Source organism: Corynebacterium argentoratense DSM 44202 (genome assembly GCF_000590555.1).
Taxonomy (GTDB): Bacteria; Actinomycetota; Actinomycetes; order Mycobacteriales; family Mycobacteriaceae; genus Corynebacterium; species Corynebacterium argentoratense.
Window position 1 is genome coordinate 289,473 of record NC_022198.1, and the last position, 20,965, is coordinate 310,437.

Sequence of the window (20,965 nt, forward strand, 5' to 3'; positions counted from 1 at the left end):
ACTGTCCCTCCCCTGGGGCCGTGGGCTTCATTTCGCATTAAGGACACATCATGGGATTCCGCAAAAAGAACAAAACCATCCCCGCTAAAACTCCGGCGGAGCTTGACGCCATGCAGGCGGCCGGCGAGATCGTCGGCAAGGCACTGGTCGCGGTAAAGGCCGCAGCTGCTCCCGGGGTGACGTTGAAGGATCTTGATGACGTCGCGGAGCAGACGATCCGCGATGCTGGCGCGGTCCCCACGTTTTTGGGCTACCAGGGTTTCCCTGCCAGCATTTGTGCCAGCGTTAATGATGTGATCGTGCATGGTATCCCCACCAAGGAGACTGTGCTTGCCGAAGGTGATCTGGTGTCGATCGACTGCGGCGCGACTTTTGAGGGCTGGGTGGGGGATAGCGCCTGGAGTTTTGGGGTGGGGGAGTTGGCTGATGATGTTCAGGCGTTGAACGCCGCCACCGAGTGGGTGTTGATGGAGGGGTTGAAGGCGATGGTGCCGGGTAACCGTTTGACTGACGTCTCCCATGCGTTGGAGGTCGCCACCCGCAAAGCTGAGCAGAGGTTCGGTGTGCAGCTGGGCATTGTGGATGGTTATGGTGGACACGGTATTGGCCGAACCATGCATGAGGATCCCTATCTTGCCAATGAGGGCAAGCCGGGTCGGGGCCCGGTTATTCAGGAAGGGTCGGTGCTGGCCATTGAGCCGATGTTGACCCTGGGAACCGTGGATTCTGCGGTGTTGGAGGACGATTGGACTGTGGTGACGTTGGATGGTTCTTGGGCGTCTCACTGGGAGCATACGGTTGCTGCTACTGCTGGTGGGCCGCGTATTTTGACGCCGCGTCCGGCTGGTGCTTAAACGCTGGTTTGCATGTTCATTGAAAACTGGGCATATACTGCTAGTCATGTCTTTTAAGTCTGTTCGTCGTATTGCGGCTGCCGTTGCCTGCGCCGCTGTGGTTGGCGTTGCTAGCCCGGGTATTGCTGGTGCACAAACCGTTGGTTCTAGCGAGGCTGATGTTCGTCAGGGTGCTTGGGATGCCCGTAACGCTATGCATAATGCGGCTAACGGCTTGCCTCCGGAGCTTGCTGCTGGTGTGAAGACTGGTGTTGATCAGACTGTGAATGGCCTGTTCCCCGGTTTGATTGAGAGCCACAATGCTCCGGCTCCTGCACCGGCTCCCGAGGCCCCGGCTCCTGCACCGGCCCCCGAGTTCGATCGTGGTTCCTGCCCTCCGCAGGCTCGCGCTTGTGTGGACTTGTCCGGCGAGCGCACCTGGTTGCAGCGCAATGGACAGGTTGTCTACGGCGCCGTTCCGATGTCTGCTGGTGCTCCTTCTCCGGAGACCGCAACGCCTAAGGGGACCTTCTACGTGCAGCGTAAGGTCAAGGACGAAATCTCCCGCGAGTTCAACAACGCGCCGATGCCGTACTCGACCTACTTTACCAACACCGGTATCGCCTTCCACTCGGGTGACATCAACCTGTGGTCCCACGGTTGCATCCACCTGAATCACCAGGATGCGATCACTTACTTCAACGATCTGCAGCCTGGAGACATGGTCTACGTCTACTAAAACGCGCATAGCGTTTCTTGCCCCAGCGTTTATAGCTGGGGCATTTTTATTTTTACCGGTGAGCGTGTAGTGTTGCAGTTTGGTGTTTGCTCCCCTAGTGGGCGCTGATGCCAGCTGTACGCAGATTGATACTCCAGGTACCACCTTAGGTGCCACGGAAAACAGGTTAGGAAGATATGGCTAAAAAGGAAGGCGCTATCGAGGTTGAGGGCCGCATTGTCGAACCTCTCCCCAACGCAATGTTCCGTGTCGAATTGGACAACGGACACAAAGTTCTTGCACACATCAGTGGCAAGATGCGCCAGCACTACATCCGTATCCTCCCCGAGGACCGAGTTGTTGTGGAGCTTTCTCCCTACGACTTGACCCGCGGCCGTATCGTCTACCGCTACAAGTAAACAATTCCGCCTTCACATCCAAGAATCCTTAGCTTAAGGGTTTTTCTCGACCTCTGGCCACGGTGGCTGGAGCCTCGTGAAATCGCAACCCACCGCCCGGCCCCGACCGGGGAAAGTGTTGTTTGACGGGGACGGATGTGGAGAAAACCACCGTAACAACCGGAAAGGTTATGCCACATGGCACGTCTAGCTGGTGTGGACCTCCCTCGCAATAAGCGCATGGAGGTTGCACTCACGTACATTTACGGCATCGGCCCCGCCCGTGCCGCCAAGCTGCTGGAAGAGACCGGCATCTCTCCCGACCTGCGCACCGACAACCTCACCGACGAGCAGATCGCTGCTCTGCGTGACGTTATCGAAGCAACCTGGAAGGTCGAGGGTGACCTCCGTCGCCAGGTTCAGGCAGATATCCGCCGCAAGATCGAGATTGGTTGCTACCAGGGTCTTCGCCACCGTCGTGGCCTGCCCGTTCGTGGTCAGCGCACCAAGACCAACGCTCGTACGCGCAAGGGTCCGAAGAAGACGATCGCCGGAAAGAAGAAGTAAAACATGGCAGCTCCGAAGAGCGCACGTGGTCGCCGTACCGGCCGCCGCGTAGCGAAGAAGAATGTGGCGCAGGGCGCCGCATACATCAAGTCCACCTTCAACAACACCATCGTGTCCATCACGGACCCCAATGGTGCTGTGATCTCCTGGGCATCCTCCGGCCACGTCGGCTTCAAGGGTTCCCGCAAGTCCACTCCGTTCGCTGCACAGCTGGCTGCTGAAAACGCTGCCCGCAAGGCAATGGAGCACGGCATGAAGAAGGTCGACGTTTACGTCAAGGGTCCGGGCTCGGGCCGCGAAACCGCTATCCGTTCCCTCTCGGCCGCCGGCCTTGAGGTTGGCACGATCACCGACGTGACTCCGCACCCGCACAACGGTTGCCGTCCGCCGAAGCGTCGCCGCGTCTAGCAGGGAAAGGAAAAGTAAAAAATGGCTCGTTATACCGGCCCCGCAACCCGTAAGTCCCGTCGTCTCCGCGTCGACCTCGTCGGCGGCGACATGTCCTTCGAGCGTCGCCCCTACCCTCCGGGGCAGGCAGGCCGCGCTCGCATCAAGGAATCTGAGTACCTGCTCCAGCTGCAGGAGAAGCAGAAGGCTCGCTTCACCTACGGCGTCATGGAGAAGCAGTTCCGCCGTTACTACGCTGAGGCAAACCGTCAGCCCGGTAAGACTGGTGAGAACCTGGTCATCCTGCTCGAGTCCCGTCTCGACAACGTGATCTACCGTGCAGGCCTCGCCCGCACCCGCCGCCAGGCACGCCAGCTCGTGTCCCATGGCCACTTCCTGGTCAACGGCAAGAAGGTCAACGTTCCTTCCTTCCAGGTTTCTCAGTACGACATCATCGATGTTCGCGAGAAGTCCCGCAAGATGCTGTGGTTCGAAGAGGCTCAGGACAACCTCGTCGACGCCGTCGTCCCGGCCTGGCTTCAGGTCGTGCCGTCTACCCTGCGCATCCTCGTGCACCAGCTGCCCGAGCGCGCTCAGATCGACGTTCCGCTGCAAGAGCAGCTCATCGTCGAGTTCTACTCGAAGTAATCATCCTTTGCCTACAGACGTCATATAGCGGGCGTCACCCAAGGAGAGTTTTAGCCACATGCTCATTTCCCAGCGTCCCAAGCTGACCGAGGAAGTCATCGACTCCGCTCGTTCCAAGTTCACCATCGAACCCCTGGAGCCCGGTTTCGGCTACACCCTCGGCAACTCTTTGCGCCGCACCCTGCTGTCCTCCATCCCTGGAGCAGCGGTCACCAGCGTCAAGATCGACGGTGTCCTCCATGAGTTCACCACCATTACCGGTGTGAAGGAAGACGTCTCCGACATCATCCTGAACATCAAGGGCCTGGTTCTGTCTTCCGATTCCGACGAGCCGGTCGTTATGTACCTGCGTAAGGAAGGCGAAGGCGAGGTCACGGCTGCTGACATTCAGCCGCCGGCAGGCGTCGAGATCCACAACCCGGATCTTCACATCGCCACCCTCAACGAGCAGGGCAAGCTCGATATCGAACTGGTAGTGGAGCGCGGCCGCGGCTACGTCCCCGCCACCATGTACGGTTCCACCGGAGAGATCGGCCGCATCCCGGTCGACCAGATTTACTCCCCGGTTCTCAAGGTCACCTACAAGGTTGAAGCTACTCGTGTTGAGCAGCGCACCGACTTTGACAAGCTGATCATCGATGTCGAGACCAAGAACTCCATCACCGCACGTGACGCTCTCGCATCTGCGGGTAAAACCCTGGTCGAACTGTTCGGTCTCGCCCGCGAGCTGAACACCGCCGCCGAAGGCATTGAAATTGGCCCCTCCCCGATTGAGGGCGAGCACATTGCCGCTTACGGGATGCCGATTGAGGACCTGAACTTCTCCGTTCGCTCCTACAACTGCCTCAAGCGTCAGGAAATCCACACCGTCGGTGAACTCGCTGATTGCACCGAGTCCGACCTGCTGGATATCCGCAACTTCGGCCAGAAGTCCATCAACGAGGTCAAGATCAAACTTGCCTCCCTGGGTCTGACCCTGGCGGACGCCCCGGAAGATTTCGATCCAACCACCATTGAGGGATACGACGCAGCAACCGGCGACTTTGTCGACCCGGACGCTGACGACACCGAGTAGAAACGCCGTCTATAGCGGCTTGCCGCGCTCACAAAACATAAGCACACGAGGAGTACCTAATGCCTACCCCCAAGAAGGGCGCCCGTCTCGGCGGTTCGGCTTCGCACCAGAAGAAGATTCTTTCTAACCTGGCTGCCCAGCTGTTCGAGCACGGTGCAATCAAGACCACCGACGCCAAGGCCAAGCTTCTGCGCCCCTACGCAGAAAAGCTGATCACCAAGGCAAAGTCCGGCACTGTTGCGGATCGCCGCAACGTGCTCAAGCTCGTCCCGAACAAGGAAGTTGTTGCTTACCTGTTCAACGAGCTCGCCCCCAAGTTCGAGAACCGTGAGGGTGGCTACACCCGCATCGTCAAGCTCGAAAACCGTAAGGGTGACAACGCTCCCATGAGCCAGATCTCCCTGGTTCTCGAGGAGACCGTCGCAGCCGAGGCAACCCGCGCTACCCGCGCAGCTGCCTCCAAGAAGGCTGAAGAAGACGCAGCCAACAAGAAGAAGGCTGAAGAAATCGTCGAGGAAGTAGAAGCTGAGCAAGAAGCTGAAGCTGTCGAAACCCTCGAAGAGGCTGAGAAGTAAAAGCTTCTTCACCAAAGCGGGCCACCCGATCGGGTGGCCCGCTTTTTTTGTACACTTTCACCCATGAACACCCTGACGCAAGCAAAACTCGAGCCCGTCGACACCACCCGTGTCACCACCGGCGGCAACATGGTGCGCTTGCGCCTCGACATCGCCTACGACGGCACAGACTTCCACGGCTGGGCGAAACAACCACCCCTGCGTACCGTCGAAGGAACCCTCGAAGACACCTTGGGCCTCATCAGCCGCACCCCAGTCACACTCACTGTTGCAGGCCGCACCGACGCAGGCGTCCACGCCACCGGCCAAGTAGCCCACGTCGATGTACCCGGACACATCCTGGAGCACCGCAGCATCGACGGTGACCCCCGCCGCCTCGTCCGCCGCCTCGCGAAACTACTACCCGAAGACGTCCGCGTCCACGACGTCACCTACGCGCCCCCAGGGTTCGACGCGCGCTTCTCCGCCCTGCGCCGCCACTACCGCTACCGCATCACCACCAATCCCCGCGGCGCACTGCCCACCCGGGCACGCGACACCGCCACATTCAACAAACCAGTTGACGTCGACGCCATGAACGCGGCCGCCCACCACCTCATCGGCCTGCACGACTTCGCCGCCTTCTGCCGCGCGAAACCGAACGCAACAACCATTCGTGACCTGCAGACCTTCCGCTTTCGCGACGTTTCCACCCCAGAAGAGCCACAACTGTACGAGGCCGAAGTCTCCGCGGACGCCTTCTGCTGGAACATGGTTCGTTCCCTCGTAGGGTTCTGCCTGGCTGTTGGCTCGGGTGCGCGCAGCCCAGAATTCGCGCATGAATTACTCGCCGAAACCACCCGAAGCAGCGCCATTCCGGTCGCCGCTGCCAAGGGCTTGAGGCTCACCGGGGTTGATTACCCGCCGTCTTCAGAGCTCGCTTCCCGCGCCGAACAGACCCGTAACCGCCGTGACTAGCGCGCCGCCCGGCGGGTGGAGGTAGCCGGGGCTATACTTTCTGCGTCGATTGTCGTCTCCACCGTTGGGTAACTACGCATGTCTTTGCTTTGGGCTGTCCTTATCGCAACCGCGGCGTTTATGCTGCCTGGGCTTGTGCTCAGCTGGTTGTCGGGCTTAAAGCTGCCAGCTGCGACCGCGGCGTCTGTACCCGTCACCTTCGGCGTGTATGGGCTGGCAGCGTGGCTGTATGGAGTGATGAATATCCGTTATGACGTCGCGAGTGTTGCGGTGTTCTTTGCTGTTTCTGTTCTCGTGGCGGGGCTGTGGCGTTGGGCGGTGGATCCTAAGAAGCTCCGCAGTCTTCGTGCGGGTGAACTCGAGTGGAAGCAGCAGTGGAAGCTTAAGCTGAGGGCCACGTGGGAGGACACTTTTTGGGTCTTGCCGGCGGTGGGAACACTAGCCGGGGCAGGGCTGCTTGGGTGGCGTTCGCTGTGGCTGCTGGACCAGCGCGGGGTGGAGTCCATTTTCCAGGGCTGGGATGTGCATTGGCATGCCAGCGTGCTGCGTTTCATCTCCAACACTGGGGTGGCTGCGCCTCAGCGCATGGGGGAGTTGCAAAATGTTGAAACCCACGGGATGGCCTACTACCCGACGGGGTGGCATGCGGGGGCGTGGATTGCTGGCGACCTAGCGCACTTGAGCCCTATCGCTGCGACCAACGTGGCGGGTATTTTGATTCCGGCGTTGGCCCTGCCGATGAGCATGGCGGTGCTGGCGTGGCGGATCATGGCCAGCCGGGGTCTCACAGCTCAGATTGCGGCCGGATTCGCCCCGATTATTGTCGTGGCCATTCCGGCAATGTACTGGGTGGGGATCTTCATCGGTGCGTGGCCGTATCTGGCGGCGTTGTGCATGGTGGGCTCCACGCTGTGGTTGATCACCTCCTGTGCTGCAGCTCCTCGCAGGATCCTCGCCGCGGCTGTGGCTTTTGCCGGTTGTTTCCAAACCCATCCCGCTGCCGTCACCGTCGTTGTTGTGGGCGTTGCCCTGTGGTGGCTGTTATGGGCGCTGCCCGCACCACAGACCCAGCTGTCCACTGAAGGCCGCGCCCCCTGGCTACTGCGTCGACTGGCCGACGTTGGGGCTTTAGCCGCGGCAGGTGCTTTGGGCACGGTGTTGGTGTTGCCTCAGATCATCGCGGGAAACACCCAGACCGAAGAAGTGCAGGCTTTTAACAACTACGAGGCGATCACCCGCCAAGAGGCGTGGGAGATGGTGCTGACCCTACAAACCCGCCACGCGGGTGATTTTGGGGTCAATGAGCCTTTGCTGTGGGCTGCGGCAGCGGGCGGCGTCATTACCCTTTTGTGGCGCCGTAATGTGTGGGCTCCGCTGATGTATGTGCTGATGGTCGGCGCGACCGTGAACTCGCTCGTTCCTTTCGAAGGCACCATCCACAATATTTTGTGGGCGTATGGGTCGATGCACTACAACGTCAACAGTCGCTTGGTGATGCCTGTGGCGATGTTGACCGCGGCGTCGGCAGCGATTGCGATCGCCTCCGTGGGTCGCTTGATCGTGTGGGTTCTGCTCCGTCGTTGGCAGCGGGTGTGCGCGATTGTTTCGGTGCTCGCCGCACTCGGTGGTGGCGCTGTGCTCGCCAACAAGGCCTACGCCGACACGGTGGATGCGAGCGTGTTCGGTATCGTCGCCGCCCGCGATAACCGCTTGACCAGCGAAGCCGACCTGCATGCTTTCGACTGGCTGGCCAAGCAGCCCAAGGCATTCGAGGGGCGCATCCTGATCAACCCGGCCGAGGGCAGCGGCTGGATGTACGCCTACAACAACCTGCCCGCGCTGTTCCGTCACTATGTGTGGCCGGATGCCAAACCTGGCAGCGATACTCTGGCTGCCTACTGGGCGACGGACAAACTGGGCCGCGGGAACTTCGACGACCCGGACGAGGCCAACGCGGTAGACATTGCGGTCGACAATCTGGACATCAACTACATCATGGTGTCGCCACCGTCGTTCTGGTGGTTCCAATTCCCGATGGAATCCTTGGAGTATGGCCTGTGGACCACCCCAGGCACGACCTTGGTTTACCACGACGGTGACGTGCGTATCTTCGCGGTCAACAAGCACTTCACCGACGCGCAGATTAATGCGATGCGCGATAGTGGTGATTCGCCAACCCCCTTGCCGCACCACCCGACGATGGGGGAACTTGGGATCGCGAAGGACCCGGCGGATGCAAACAAGCCCTACTACCACCGTTGGAAGACCAACAATAACCCCGTGAAGGAGTACCCTTACGACTGGTCGGATATGTATTCCGCCCGCCAGTTCGAGGCAACGAATGCTGCGATCGAGGCAAACCAGCAGGCTGTGTTGGATGCGTTGAAGGAGCGCGAACAGTAGAAAGTTTTGCTACCCTGTGGGCGTAGCACTTGTTCTTTTTGGGGGATTCGGGGGTCCTATGGTTCGTTCGACCACTAAAGCCCAGGTTAGTGGGCATAAGTTTATGCAGCGCAGGGCGGAGCACGGCCTTGTGTTGGGGGACATCCGCATGATTGATGATCCTTTGGCGCGGCGCCGCAAGGCGGTCATTGGTGGCAGCGTGGTGTGCGCTGTGGTGGGGTTGGGGGCTGTGGCGTTGGCGTTCTTCCGGCCTCAGCATGACCCAGGTGATGCGATGGTGTTTGCCCATGGCGGCACGACGTATGTGCGGGTGGAGTCGGTGGTGCATCCGGTGGTGAATCTGACGAGTGCGCAGTTAATTGCGGGCGAGCCGGTGGAGCCTGCTCGCGCCAGTGCGCAGTATATTTCTGCTGCGTCGAAGGGCGCGCCGGTGGGGATTGCGGATGCCCCTCAGCGTATTTTTCCGGGTGATGACGCCGCGGGGCTTGCGTGGAGCGCGTGCGTGTCGCCGGATGGCACGATGGGTGTTGAATATGGGGTCGCGCCGCAGCGTATGGCGGAGGGGTGGGCGTTGTTGGGTGTGGTGCCCGATGGGACTCAGTATGTAATTGATGCCGATGGCAGGGTGGAGTTGCCTGCGCCGGATAGTACCGAGGGGCGTGCGCTTCGGCGCGTGTTGGATACGCGGGGTGCGACGCTTGCGCGGCTCAGCCCGGAGTTTGTTGCGACGATTCCCGAGAAGCCTCCGGTGGTGTTGCCGCCGGGTCCGTGGGAGATTATTGAAGAGCAGGGGAGTTTTTGGCTGGATAATCCCAGTGGTGTGCAGGCGCTAACTCAGACTCAGGTGGATGTGCTGGTGCTGTTGGGTGCGAAGGTTCGTCAGGGCCGTGCTCCGGATAGTGTGCGGATTGCGGATGCGGAGGACCGTTTGGTTCTCCCGTCGCAGCGGTATCAGTGGGTGGATCCGGATACGACGGAGGTGTGTGCGACAGAGGGCTCTTTTGTGTCGGTGCGTTCGGATCCTCAGCCTGCTGCGGCGGCAGTGGTGGGCAAGGCCCATGCGGATTCGTTTAGGGCTCAGATTGCGGGTGCCGTGGCCGTGTGGACGGAGGCAGGGTTGTATGCGGTGACGGAGTCTGGGCGGGTGCATCTGATCGAGCCGGAGGCCGCGGAGGCGTTGGGTGTGGAGGGCGCGCAGGCTCAGGCGCCGTGGCCGGTCCTGAGTTTGTTGCCTAGGGGCTCGACGCTCAGTCGCCAGGCGGCGTTAGAGTTCGCGTCGTAGGGTTTTGCCGGCGGCGCTGCGGGGGATGGCATCGACGATGCGTAGGGCGCGGGGTAGTTCGTAGCGTCCCAGGTGGGGTTCTAGTGCCCGCTGGAGTTGCTCCAGTGTGAGGTTCGCTGGCTTGGGGCTGACGAGGGCTGCTGCCGGGATTTCCTCTCCGCTTGATGACGTCGCGGGGTAGACGGCGCAGTCATCACACAGGCCTGCGGCGGTGATGGCTTGCTCGACTCGGTAGGGGTTTATGGAAAAGCCGTTGTATTTAATGAGTTCTTTGACGCGGCCGTGGATATAGACTTCGCCGCGCTCGCCAATGGAGGCGAGGTCGCCGGTGCGCAGCCAGTCGCCGGTGTCGGCTTCGCCTTCGTAACCGAGCATGATTTGGGGCCCTTGGACCCAGAGTTCACCGGTCTGCCCGTTGGGCAGTGGGGTGCCGTCTTGGGGGGCGCGGATGCTGTGCGTGGTGTGTGGCAGGGGATGGCCGATCGAGGCGAGGGGGTCGTCGTGGCGGCAGAGGTGCGTGACGGGGGAGGCTTCGGTGAGGCCATAGCCTTGGTAGATCTTTGCACCGGTGTTGGTTTCGGCTTGTTTTGCGATAGTGGGGTCGAGGGGTGCTGCGCCGGAGATCATCACCGTGAGGGAGGAAAAGTCGGCTTTCGCGGTGGCCAGCAGTCGGGCTAGGGGCGGAGCGATGAAGGACACGGCTGGGCGGAAGCGTGCGTGGTCGTCCAGGAATTCCTTGGGGGTAAAAGGCTTGGTGACCACGCGGCATTTCATGGCAAGAGGCACGTTGAGCAGCACTGTCAGTCCATAAATGTGCGACAGCGGCAGGACGGAGAGCACGGTGGTGCCTGGCTGCCAGGGGGCGACAGCTACGAATTGCGCAACGTTGGCGGCGAGGCTGGCGTGGCTGAGCCGCACCGGCTTTGGCAGGGAGGTCGTGCCGGAGGAAAAAGGCAGGGCGGCAACATCCGTTCCGCTGCGCCGGGCAGGGGTCTCAAGACACCGCGGGTGTTGGCGCAGGCGCGCCAGTTCTTCTTCATTGAGGGCGAGCGCTGCCCCGGAGCGTGCGTAGAAGTAGCTGGTGTCGGGCACTTGCGGCACGGGCATGGCGATGCATCCGGCGGCGAGCACAGCGTGGAAGGCGATCGCGAACCCACATCCGTTGAGCAACTCGATGCCGACCACTGTGCCCCCCAAGCTGTTATGACTGCCCGTGGGTTCTGCTTGGCCGTGCATCTGGTCGAGCCGATCGATGATGCCCGCGGCGACGGTGAGGACTTCATCGTGGAATTGTCCGTAGGTGAGTTGCTCATGGGCGTCGACGAGTGCTGGTGTGTTCCACCACTTCTCGCGCCCTTCCTCAGGGAAGAGGACATCCCACAGGCGTGCAGCCAGGGGTGTTTCTGCCGCGCTGGTTGTGCGCGTCCGTGTCACTGCGCCACCAACCGTTTCAACGCTTGGGTGACAACGTCGGGGTCATGCGTGGGCCAAAAGCTTGGCATAGAGGAGCGGATGAACGAGCCGTAGCGTTTTTCTATTAGCCGCTTGTCTAGCACAGCGACGACGCCGCGGTCGTCGACGGAACGCAGGAGGCGCCCGGCACCTTGCGCCATGAACAGGGAGGCGTGGGTCGCTGCGACTTCCATGAATCCGTTGCGGCCCGCGGCGTCAGCAGCCTCTTTTCTGGCTTGCAGCAGTGGGTCGTCCGGTCGGGGGAAAGGAATTTTATCGATGATGACGAGCGAGCAGGAACGCCCCGGCACGTCGACGCCCTGCCACAGGGTGAGCGTGCCAAACAAACACGTGTTTTCGCTATCGGCAAAGCGCTTGACCAGCGCGGGGATGGTGTCGTCACCCTGGCAGAGGATGTCGAAAGGCAGGCGTTTGCGCATCTCGGCGGCGGCCTGCTCTGCTGCACGGCGGGATGCGAACAACCCCAACGTGCGCCCGCCGGCCGCCATGATCAACCCCGCTATCTCGTCCAACGTTGCCGGCGCAAGACCGTCGCGCCCCGGTTCTGGAATATGGCGGGGCGTGTACAAAATGCCCGCTTTGCGCGGGTCGAAGGGGGTGCCGGCATCCAACCCATCCCACGTGCCCTTCGGCAAACCCCACGCCGCAGCCAACGCGTTGAAATTGCCGCCAACGCTCAACGTGGCACTGGTCAACACAACCGTGTTGGAACTAAAAAGACGATCGCTGAGCAACCCCGCCACCGACAGCGGCGCAACCTTGAGGGTCTTGTTGTTCAGCCACAACACGTCACGCGTCTTATCCGGTGGCGCCTCCAGCGTGTCGAACATCCGCACGATGCCTTCGTGCAGTTCCAAAAGATGGTTGGCCAGGTTTTGACGCTCAGCTGCCCGCTCTGGATCGTTGTCTGATTCATCCGGGGCAGCACCACTGCGGATCTTGTCACGCAACCGCATTACAGTGTCGCGCACCCCCACCAGCGTGTCCTGGACGTGATCAGTAAGTTCCAACAAACGCCCCTGCTGCTCAAGCTGCAGCATGTCGGCAAGCTCATCCGCCAGACCCTTGAGATCATCAGCAGCCTTAGCAGCCGGGTCGAGCTTCGCCGCACGATTGGCGGCCAACACCAACGCCTGCGCCGACAACTCCGTTGTGGCCACAGCAGTGATGCGAGCGTCGAGCTCGTGTGCCTCATCGACAATCACGACGTCATGCTCCGGCAAAATATTCGCATCGGCCAACGCATCAATAGCGAGCATCGCATGGTTGGTGACGACCACATCAACATCCGACGCCTCTGCGCGGGCTTTCTCCGCGAAACAGTCCGCACCAAAAGGGCAACGCGAGGCACCAATGCACTCCTTAGCGGTCACAGACACCGCCCGCCACACAGTATCCGGCACACCGGGGGCGAGGTCATCACGGTCACCAGTGTCTGAATCCTGGGCAAAATCACGCACCCGCTGCATATGCGCCCCCAACTCCGTCAACTCCACAGGGGAACCAGAATCCAGGCTGGGTTGCGCGGCGTCATCAGCCTCCGCCTGCCCCACCCGCTGCAGACACACATAATTACTTCGGCCCTTAACAATCGCAAACGACGGCGTGCGATCAACCACCCCATCAAGAGCCACCACCAAACGCGGCAAATCCCTGCCCACCAGCTGGTTCTGCAACGCAATCGTCGCAGTCGACACCACCACCGTGGAATCCGTACGCTGCGCATGCTCAATAGCCGGCACCAAATAAGCCATCGACTTACCGGTACCAGTACCCGCCTGCACAGCCAGATGCCGGTGGGTCGCCAACGCGCGCGCAACCGCGTTGGTCATTCGTACCTGCCCCTCGCGCCGTGCACCGCCGATGTGCTCAACGACGTGGGACAGCATCGCCTCGGGCGAATTGTAGGTGCGGGTAGACACAACCCTTTAGAAACCTAGGAAACGAGTCGACAGGGCGGGCTCGTCACGCGACAACGCCAACCCTTCCCACGGAAGAGAAACCAGCTGAGCAGCCAAATGCTCACGTGATTGCTCGAGAGTCGGCAAACCCTCCACCCGGCGGCCATCACGCATCAACGGACGGGTCAGTTCGCGAGCGGTCACGCTCGGGCTGCCTGCAGGAGGCTCCACGGCGTCAAAAGGCACAACAACCTCTTCCACCGCAGTACCGGTGCGACGGTGCATACGGAAACCACGCTTGACGCCACCCAGAGACTTCTTATTGCGGCTGCGCTTGGCCACAGGATTGCCTTCAACCTCCACAATCTTGTACACCATGCCGGCAGTCGGCACACCCGAACCATTGACCACCGACGTACCCACACCAAACACATCGATCGGGTCCCCACGCAAACCAGCGATCGTGAACTCATCCAAATCAGAAGAGACAACAATCTTGGTATTGGTATTGCCCAGGTCGTCCAGTTGCTGGCGCACCTGTCGGGTCAACACACCCAGATCGCCCGAGTCGATACGGACACCGCCAAGCTCCGGGCCAGCAACCTTCACTGCTGTTTCCACACCCTTGGCAATGTCGTAGGTGTCCACCAACAACACAGTGCCCTTACCCAGCGACTCGACCTGAGAGCGGAACGCGGCCTCCTCATTGGGGCTGCCATCGGGATTGACATGCAACAACGTCCACGCGTGTGCAGCGGTGCCAGAAGCCGGAATGCCGTAACGGTGCGCCGCCTCCAAGTTTGACGTCGCGTCAAACCCCGCCAAATAAGCTGCGCGGGAGGAAGACACGGCAGCGTACTCGTGGGTGCGGCGAGAACCCATCTCAATGATCGGACGCCCATCAGCAGCCGTCACCATACGCGCCGCAGCCGAGGCCACCGCAGAATCGGAGTTCATGATCGACAAGATCACAGTCTCCAAAATCACGCACTCGGCAAAAGTGCCACGGATCGTCAAAATCGGGGAATAGGGGAAGTACAGCTCGCCCTCGGCATAGCCGTCCACCTGACCAGAGAAACGGTAATTGCGCAGATAATCCAACGTGACGTCATCAAGAAAATCGAGGCTGGCCAGCTGCTCCTCGGTAAAGACAAAGTCCTCAATAGCGCGGACAACGCGGGCTGTACCAGCAACAACCCCGTATCGGCGCTCGCCATTAAGGCGGCGGGCGAATACCTCAAAGGCGCACTGGCGATGGGCACTGCCATCGGCAAGCGACGCCTGAAGCATCGTCAACTCGTACTTGTCAGTCAACAGGGCACTTGAACGCTGAGTGGAAGTCACCCCGATTATTCTACTGTAGATATGATCTAGGGCATGACTTCCGCTACAGAGAAGACCCCCGCGGCCCCACGCCTGGCCCAAGGCAACGGAGCAAGCCCGACCCCGCTGCTCGAAGAAGTCGTCGAGGTAGCCCCCAGCGAAAACCTCCCCTGGATGTGTATCGTCTGGGACGACCCCGTCAACCTCATGAGCTACGTGACCTACGTGTTCATTTCCATCCTCGGCTACGACCCCAAGCGAGCGCACGAACTAATGATGCAAGTTCACACCGAAGGCAAAGCCGTCGTCAGCTCCGGAGAACGCGACAAGGTGGAATCGGACGTCAAAAAGCTCCACGCTGCTGGCCTCTGGGCCACTATGCAGCAGGCCTAAGCGGGGCCTCAACACGTTCACAACACAGTCGCAGCAACACGAAACACACCACAAAAAAGGGAAGAGCGTACACACTATGGAAGCCTGGTCCTCGCAAGGCGGCCGCGTCCGTCCACTCCGCTACGTCACCGTGTTTGACCCCATGGAGCGCGAAATTTTGGGCGACGCCGCAGCCCACCTGTGCGAAACGTTGATCAAACGCGTCCGTTCCGCCCCCAAGGATGAGCTTGCGGAGCTCACTGGCATGCCCAGTGGCCACAAGGAAGCCCCGGCCGACCCCGGCATGGCGCGCCTGTTGCCCGATTTCGAACGCGAAGGTGACGAAGAGTACGAGGGTGACAATTCCCTCCTGCGTTCCCTGCACGAGCAGGACATCTGCCGCGAGAAAATCGTCGGCCTGATGGCTATCACTAATGCGCTGGGGCCCGACGGTTCGGTGCGCGTAGAGGTCGACCCGGATGAGGTGCACAATTGGCTGCGCGCACTTAATGATCTGCGCCTGTACCTGTCGGAGACCGACACTCGCGTGCCCTCTGACGACATGGTCAGCCGGGAATTCTTCATCGAATGGTTGGCGTTTTGCCAGGAGTCCTTGCTGGAGGTGCTCCTTGGCCGTTGAGTTGCTGCCAGGCATTGGGGTCGGTCACGTCACTCATGACGCCACGGGGGTGACTGCTGTCGCCTGTCCTGCGGGCGCCTTCGCCGCTGTCGATGTGCGCGGGGGTGGTCCAGGTACCCGCGAGACCGACCTGTTGGAGGCGCACAACACCGTCCAGCAGGTGCATGCGGTGATGTTGGCCGGCGGTTCGGCCTATGGTTTGGCGGCGGCCGATGGTGCCATGCAGGAGTTAGAGCGCCAGGGGATCGGATTCAAAGTTCTTGATGACGTCGCGGACTCGCCGATTGTGCCTATCGTTCCGGCGGCAGTGATTTTTGACCTATTGGTGGGCGATCCCAGCATCAGGCCTACCGCGGCGGACGGGGCAGAGGCTGTGCGCAGAGCCTGCAGTGTCTTAGATCAGGAGGGCGCAGGCGCATCCGTTAGCGTCGGGGAGGAGGCGCCGTGCGGATCAGTGGGTGCTGGTCGTGGCGCTACAGCTGGGGTTGTGCGCGGAGGCTACGGACAAGCAACCGTCACCAGTGTCGAGGGGTACAGCGTTGCCGCTTGCGTGGTTGCCAACCCTGTGGGCTCCGTCGTCGATCCCAACACCGGTGCCGTTTACTGCCGGCCCAACGAACACGTCGACCTTGATGCTTTTAAAGCATTGCCGCCGCTGGGAACCAAACTCAACACCACCATCGGCGTGGTAGCAACGGACGCACCATTGACCAAAGCCCAGGCCAAACGCCTAGCAATGTGCGCCCACGATGGGCTGGCTCGCGCTGTCCGCCCCTCGCACTCCCCACTGGACGGGGACACCTTTTTCGCTCTTGCCACCGGCGACGGTCGCGGCGTCAACATTCCGACGCTTGGCGCGCTGTGCGCAAGCGCGGCTGACGCCGTATCCGAAGCCATTGCCCAGGCCATTTTCAATGCGGAGCCGGGGGAGAACCAGACCAGCCTGAAGGAGATCCTCAAGTGAGCACTGGCAACACCGACAACACCAGCCACGCCGATCACGCAGATAACGCTGACAATAATGCGCCGATTGGCATTTTTGATTCTGGTGTCGGCGGGCTGACCGTCGCCCGCTCCATCGTCGACCAGCTGCCCGGCGAATCCATCGTGTACATCGGCGACACCAAAAACGGGCCCTATGGGCCGCTGCCGATCCAACAAACACGCGAGCACGCCATGGCCATTGCCGACGAGTTGGTAGAGCGCGGCTGCAAGATGATCGTCATCGCCTGCAACACGGCCTCCGCCGCCTTCTTGCGTGATGCCCGGGAACGCTACGACGTACCCGTGGTGGAAGTGATCGTCCCCGCCGTGCGACGCGCAGTCGCGGCAACACGCAATGGGAAAATCGGCGTCATCGGAACCATCGGAACAGTAAATTCCGGTGCCTACCAGGACCTATTCAACGCGTCCCCCCACGTTGAATGCTATGCCCAGGCCTGCCCCCGCTTCGTGGACTTCGTTGAAAAAGGCATCACCAGTGGCCGGCAGATCCTCGGCATCGCCCAAGCCTATGTGGAGCCGCTGCAGCAACACGGCGTCGACACCCTCGTGCTTGGCTGTACCCACTACCCCCTGCTGTCCGGCGTCATCCAACTAGCCATGGGCGACGGCGTCACCTTGGTGAGCAGTGCAGAGGAAACAGCCAAAGACGTGTTCAAAATCTTGAGCGAAACCGACATGCTCGCAGACCCCGATCATGTGGCTCGCAGAACCTTCGAATCCACCGGAGACCCCGAAATATTCGCCCAGCTCGCAGGCCGATTCTTGGGGCCAGCTGTGACCCAAGTGTCCCAATTAAAAGGTATGTGAAATTAGTTGGATAGGGCCCTTTTAATTCACTAAAAAGCCCCCAACATGAAACGATAGGTCTATGAAACTGAGGATTCTAGGATGTTCGGGCAGCGTCGGCGGCCCAAACAACCCTGCATCCGGGTACCTCATCCACGACGTAGAGGGACAAGACGTACTCATCGACTGCGGACCCGGCATACTCGCAGAACTCCAACAGGTGGCCGACCCTTCCAGCGTCCACATGCTGTTCTCCCACCTCCACGCCGACCACTGCCTCGACTTTCCCTCCCTACTGGTCTGGCGCCGCTACCACCCCGAGCGCCCCAGTAAAGCCCGCACGCTGTGCCTTGGCCCCGTCGAAACCACCGAGCGCCTGGGCAGAATCAGCGCCGACACCTACGGTGAAATCGACGACTTTTCCGACACCTTCAACTTTCAACCCTGGCAGGCATACGAACCCGTCTTCGTTGACCGACTGAAGGTCACCCCCTACCCCGTCATCCACCCCGTGGAGACCTACGCGATGCGCATCGAGTGCACCAAAACCGGCGCCATCGTGGCTTACTCCGGCGACAGTGCCTACACCGACGAACTGATCGACTGCGCCCGCGACGCCGACTTCTTCCTCTGCGAAGCAACCTGGGGAGACACCAGCGAAGGCAAAGCCCCCGACATGCACCTGTCCGGTGCAGAAGCAGGCCGCATCGCCAAGCTTGCCGGCGCTAAGACCCTGGTGCTCGTTCACATTCCCCCATGGGCGGATGCTGACGTCGCGAAAGCCTCTGCAGAAACCGAATTCGACGGCCCCGTCATCATCGGCACCGCAGGCATGCAGCTAGACAGCGACACCCGCGGCGTCGTTAATTAAAAGTGCCTCCGGTAGCCTGGAGGCCATGACTGATTTTCAACGCGCAGACGGACGCGCAGTAGACGAACTGCGCCCCATCCGCATCACCCGCAACTTCACCTCCAACCCCGCCGGCAGTGTCCTGGTGGAGTTCGGCAACACCCGCGTCATGTGCACCGCATCCGTGGAAGAACGCATCCCGCGGTTCAAACTGGGCTCCGGTGAAGGATGGCTGACCGCCGAATACTCCATGCTCCCCGCAGCCACCCACGAACGCATGCCCCGCGAATCCATGAAGGGCAAGGTCAAAGGCCGCACGCACGAGATTTCCCGACTGGTCGGGCGTTCCCTGCGTGCAGCTGTGGACCTCTCCGAGCTGGGCGAAAACACCATCGCCATCGACTGTGACGTGCTGCAAGCCGACGGCGGCACCCGCACCGCATCCATCACCGGTGCCTACGTGGCGCTCGCGGACGCCATTGCAGAGCTGAAGCGACGCGGCGTCGTACCTGGAAACCCACTGCTTGACCCCGTGGCCGCAGTCAGCGTTGGTGTGATCGACGGCCGTGTCTGCCTGGACCTACCCTACGAAGAAGACTCTCGCGCAGAAGTCGACTTGAATGTCGTGATGAATGCTGCCGGAAGCTTTGTCGAAGTGCAGGGTACAGGCGAAGCCGGGACCTTCGATCGCGCACAGCTGGACGCCATGCTCGACAGCGCAACCGCTGGCTGCATGCAATTGATTGAGCTACAGCGCAAAGCTTTGGCGGAGGCACTCTAATGCTGCTTCACGTCGCAACACACAACGCCAAAAAGCTCAAAGAACTCGCCAGGGTTTTAGAGGCTGCAGGGGTTGAAGGCATTGAGCTGGTGTCCTCTGAGGACCTGCTGGGCTACCCTGAACCCGTCGAAGACGGGCGCACCTTCGCCGACAACGCGCTCATCAAAGCGCGAGTAGGGGCGAAGGAAACCGGGCTGGTCACCTTGGCGGATGATTCCGGTTTGAGCGTGGACGAACTGGGCGGCATGCCCGGAGTATTGTCCGCACGCTGGTCCGGCAAGCATGGCGACGACGAGGCCAACAATGAACTGTTGCTCGCGCAAATGGCCGATGTTCCGGACAAACGCCGTGCCGCCCAGTTTGTGTCTGTGTGTGCCGTCGTGACCCCCGAGGGCGACGAGTACCTGGAAAAGGGCGTGTGGAAGGGCCGACTAGTCCGCAAAGCAACAGGCGACAATGGCTTTGGTTACGACCCGCTGTTCATTCCCGAAGAAGAAGACGCACGCGTGGCCGGCACGGACGACAAGCCGCGTACCTCCGCCGAGTTGAGTGCGGAGGAAAAGGACGCCCTGTCACACCGGGGCAAGGCTTTGGCTGCGCTGGTGCCGGCCCTGGCAGAGCTCGCACGGGCTGCCGAACACAAGGGCGAGGGTGCAACCCCCGACAATGATGGTGCTTTAGCTGTCGTAACCCCTGAGGAAGCGCAAGGCGAAGACAAAGACACCAACACTAAGGGCAACGAGGAGGACTAGCGTTTCGCTAGTCCTCCTCGGGGGGAACTCTTTCTAGGAGCGGGGGCAGTGAGGCTTCTTAGGCCAGGTGGAATTGGGCGCGAACTTCCTTGCGGCGGTTGTGCTCCACGACGAAGGACAAGAAGGGGATGGTGCCGGCAAGGGCGGTTAGGATCCATCGGACAGGCTGCCAGCGTGCCTTCGTGCCTAGGTTGAGGGTGGCAACGAGGTACAGCATGTAGAACAGGCCGTGGAGCTGCCCGATGATGCGCGTCCATGCAGGCATATCGATACCGACGAGGTATTCAAGGATCATTCGGCCGGTGAGGATCAGCAACCAAATACCAGTGACCCAAGCAGCGACACTAAAGAGGGTGAGGGCTTGGGAGACGCGTCGCTGGCGGTCTTCCGTGATGGGGACACCGTCGGCTGTCGTTGCGGGGGTGGGCTCGAGGTTATTGGGTTGTGAGTTAGCGGTGTTAGTCATGATTAATCCTTAGGGCTAGTGTCCGCGCTTGCGTCGCGTCGGTGTGTTGATCTTGTTGAACGTTTCTACATCGATGGTGGGACGTTCCGGCAGCACAGAGGCGTCAAGTTCGGTGACGACTCCGCGCTCTGCATCGAGTTGCTGTTGGCGTTCGACGGGGGACATGCCGGTGAGCCGCACCTCGTCTTCGTATTCGCCTAATTTTTTGTAGGCGTAGATGAAGAATGCGCCGAAGGCTGGCCACTGGAGGGCATAGCCTAGATTTTGGAAGGAGCCAGAGCCGGATTGGAACCGAGTCCATTGCCACCACGCTAACCCCAGGGTGGCGATGACGCCGAGCACAACGACGAGCAATCGCCACGGGTGCGATTGCTTCTGTGTTTTGTTGGGATTCACGACATCCAAGGATACCCGTTTGCGTGCGGTAGTCGCTTAGTGGTTTAGTATGTAGTGCGTTAGGCGCCTGTGGCGGAATTGGCAGACGCGCTGGATTTAGGTTCCAGTGTCTTATGACGTGGGAGTTCAAGTCTCCCCAGGCGCACTTTTAACCCCGCCGGTACTTTTGTGCCGGCGGGGTTTGTGCTTGCGTTGACTCGCCGCGTGCCGGCCGCCGCACGCGGTGTGGCGTGGGGCGGCCGTGGGGCGCGGTTGGCTGCTGGTTGTGGTTGGGGGCGCGGTTGTGGTTGGGGTGTGGGGCTACATCATGTGGCAAGTGTGGCAGGCGCCGTCGGGTGGCATCAATGTTAGATGACTCACGAAAATGACGAAGGCTG

General features: G+C 60.9%; 22 protein-coding genes, 1 tRNA gene and 1 pseudogene. 19 read left to right on the forward strand and 5 right to left on the reverse strand.

Going from position 1 to position 20,965, the window contains the following annotated elements:
- Positions 1-50: 50 nt before the first annotated feature.
- From map to eccB, 11 genes are all read left to right on the forward strand, one after another.
- Positions 51-854 carry a type I methionyl aminopeptidase gene (gene map / locus CARG_RS01430; RefSeq protein ID WP_020975607.1) on the forward strand — a complete coding sequence of 268 codons (804 nt, stop codon included), beginning with the start codon at positions 51-53 and terminating at the stop codon, positions 852-854.
- Positions 855-900: 46 nt separating this feature from the next.
- Positions 901-1,572, forward strand: coding sequence for a L,D-transpeptidase (locus CARG_RS01435; RefSeq protein WP_020975608.1), 672 nt, complete (start codon positions 901-903; stop codon positions 1,570-1,572).
- Between the two features lie 176 nt (positions 1,573-1,748).
- Positions 1,749-1,970: a translation initiation factor IF-1 gene (infA, locus tag CARG_RS01440; protein WP_005519800.1), complete on the forward strand. Its 222-nt coding sequence runs from the start codon at positions 1,749-1,751 to the stop codon at positions 1,968-1,970.
- Positions 1,971-2,147: 177 nt separating this feature from the next.
- Positions 2,148-2,516, forward strand: coding sequence for a 30S ribosomal protein S13 (gene rpsM / locus CARG_RS01445; protein ID WP_020975609.1), 369 nt, complete (start codon positions 2,148-2,150; stop codon positions 2,514-2,516).
- Positions 2,517-2,519: 3 nt separating this feature from the next.
- On the forward strand, positions 2,520-2,924 hold the full coding sequence (gene rpsK, locus CARG_RS01450) for a 30S ribosomal protein S11 (protein ID WP_020975610.1): 405 nt from the start codon (positions 2,520-2,522) through the stop codon (positions 2,922-2,924).
- Positions 2,925-2,945: 21 nt separating this feature from the next.
- The gene (gene rpsD, locus CARG_RS01455; protein ID WP_020975611.1) at positions 2,946-3,551 is read left to right on the forward strand and encodes a 30S ribosomal protein S4; all 606 of its coding nucleotides are present in this window, start codon (positions 2,946-2,948) and stop codon (positions 3,549-3,551) included.
- A 58-nt stretch (positions 3,552-3,609) separates the two neighbouring features.
- Complete coding sequence (locus tag CARG_RS01460) at positions 3,610-4,626, forward strand: DNA-directed RNA polymerase subunit alpha (RefSeq protein ID WP_020975612.1); 1,017 nt, start codon at positions 3,610-3,612, stop codon at positions 4,624-4,626.
- Positions 4,627-4,685: 59 nt separating this feature from the next.
- Positions 4,686-5,201: a 50S ribosomal protein L17 gene (gene rplQ, locus CARG_RS01465; protein WP_020975613.1), complete on the forward strand. Its 516-nt coding sequence runs from the start codon at positions 4,686-4,688 to the stop codon at positions 5,199-5,201.
- Between the two features lie 129 nt (positions 5,202-5,330).
- Positions 5,331-6,158 (forward strand): tRNA pseudouridine(38-40) synthase TruA, encoded by an 828-nt coding sequence (gene truA, locus CARG_RS01470; RefSeq protein ID WP_041747247.1) that lies wholly within the window; start codon positions 5,331-5,333, stop codon positions 6,156-6,158.
- 78 nt (positions 6,159-6,236) lie between these two features.
- Entirely contained in the window at positions 6,237-8,561 is a 2,325-nt protein-coding gene (locus CARG_RS01475; protein ID WP_020975615.1) for a DUF6541 family protein, read from the forward strand.
- Positions 8,562-8,619: 58 nt separating this feature from the next.
- Positions 8,620-9,843 (forward strand): type VII secretion protein EccB, encoded by a 1,224-nt coding sequence (gene eccB, locus CARG_RS01480; RefSeq protein ID WP_144198452.1) that lies wholly within the window; start codon positions 8,620-8,622, stop codon positions 9,841-9,843.
- Here eccB and CARG_RS01485 read toward each other — a convergent pair.
- The 3 genes from CARG_RS01485 to CARG_RS01495 are packed head-to-tail and all read right to left on the reverse strand — an operon-like array spanning position 9,826 to position 14,561.
- Entirely contained in the window at positions 9,826-11,277 is a 1,452-nt protein-coding gene (locus CARG_RS01485; protein ID WP_020975617.1) for a class I adenylate-forming enzyme family protein, read from the reverse strand. The genes eccB and CARG_RS01485 overlap by 18 nt on opposite strands.
- Positions 11,274-13,205 carry an ATP-dependent DNA helicase gene (locus CARG_RS01490; RefSeq protein ID WP_144198642.1) on the reverse strand — a complete coding sequence of 644 codons (1,932 nt, stop codon included), beginning with the start codon at positions 13,203-13,205 and terminating at the stop codon, positions 11,274-11,276. Before CARG_RS01490 ends, CARG_RS01485 begins: the two co-directional genes overlap by 4 nt.
- 39 nt (positions 13,206-13,244) lie before the next feature.
- Positions 13,245-14,561 (reverse strand): nicotinate phosphoribosyltransferase, encoded by a 1,317-nt coding sequence (locus CARG_RS01495; RefSeq protein WP_020975619.1) that lies wholly within the window; start codon positions 14,559-14,561, stop codon positions 13,245-13,247.
- Positions 14,562-14,594: 33 nt separating this feature from the next.
- Here CARG_RS01495 and clpS point away from each other — a divergent pair, with 33 nt between their 5' ends.
- The 7 genes and pseudogenes from clpS to rdgB form a co-directional block, all read left to right on the forward strand.
- Entirely contained in the window at positions 14,595-14,933 is a 339-nt protein-coding gene (gene clpS, locus CARG_RS01500; protein WP_020975620.1) for an ATP-dependent Clp protease adapter ClpS, read from the forward strand.
- Between the two features lie 76 nt (positions 14,934-15,009).
- Positions 15,010-15,552 carry a DUF2017 domain-containing protein gene (locus CARG_RS01505; RefSeq protein ID WP_020975621.1) on the forward strand — a complete coding sequence of 181 codons (543 nt, stop codon included), beginning with the start codon at positions 15,010-15,012 and terminating at the stop codon, positions 15,550-15,552.
- Positions 15,542-16,516: a P1 family peptidase gene (locus CARG_RS01510; RefSeq protein ID WP_020975622.1), complete on the forward strand. Its 975-nt coding sequence runs from the start codon at positions 15,542-15,544 to the stop codon at positions 16,514-16,516. The genes CARG_RS01505 and CARG_RS01510 overlap by 11 nt, the downstream gene beginning before the upstream one ends.
- A complete protein-coding gene (gene murI, locus CARG_RS01515) occupies positions 16,513-17,364 on the forward strand; it encodes a glutamate racemase (RefSeq protein ID WP_020975623.1) in 852 nt (283 codons plus the stop codon). The genes CARG_RS01510 and murI overlap by 4 nt, the downstream gene beginning before the upstream one ends.
- Positions 17,365-17,425: 61 nt before the next feature.
- Positions 17,426-18,214 (forward strand): MBL fold metallo-hydrolase, encoded by a 789-nt coding sequence (locus tag CARG_RS01520; protein ID WP_041746889.1) that lies wholly within the window; start codon positions 17,426-17,428, stop codon positions 18,212-18,214.
- A gap of 25 nt (positions 18,215-18,239) precedes the next feature.
- Entirely contained in the window at positions 18,240-18,974 is a 735-nt protein-coding gene (gene rph, locus CARG_RS01525) for a ribonuclease PH (protein ID WP_020975626.1), read from the forward strand.
- Positions 18,974-19,597 (forward strand): annotated as a pseudogene (gene rdgB, locus CARG_RS01530) (RdgB/HAM1 family non-canonical purine NTP pyrophosphatase); the annotation flags it as partial. The gene rph and the pseudogene rdgB, both read left to right, overlap by 1 nt.
- Positions 19,598-19,784: 187 nt before the next feature.
- Here rdgB and CARG_RS01535 read toward each other — a convergent pair.
- Positions 19,785-20,192, reverse strand: a complete 408-nt coding sequence (locus CARG_RS01535) for a DUF3817 domain-containing protein (RefSeq protein WP_020975628.1) — start codon at positions 20,190-20,192, stop codon at positions 19,785-19,787.
- Between the two features lie 15 nt (positions 20,193-20,207).
- Positions 20,208-20,588 carry a hypothetical protein gene (locus tag CARG_RS01540; RefSeq protein ID WP_020975629.1) on the reverse strand — a complete coding sequence of 127 codons (381 nt, stop codon included), beginning with the start codon at positions 20,586-20,588 and terminating at the stop codon, positions 20,208-20,210.
- Positions 20,589-20,651: 63 nt separating this feature from the next.
- On the opposite strand from CARG_RS01540, the gene CARG_RS01545 reads away from it, so the two are divergent.
- Positions 20,652-20,733 (forward strand) — tRNA-Leu (locus CARG_RS01545).
- The last annotated feature ends 232 nt before the right edge of the window (positions 20,734-20,965 follow it).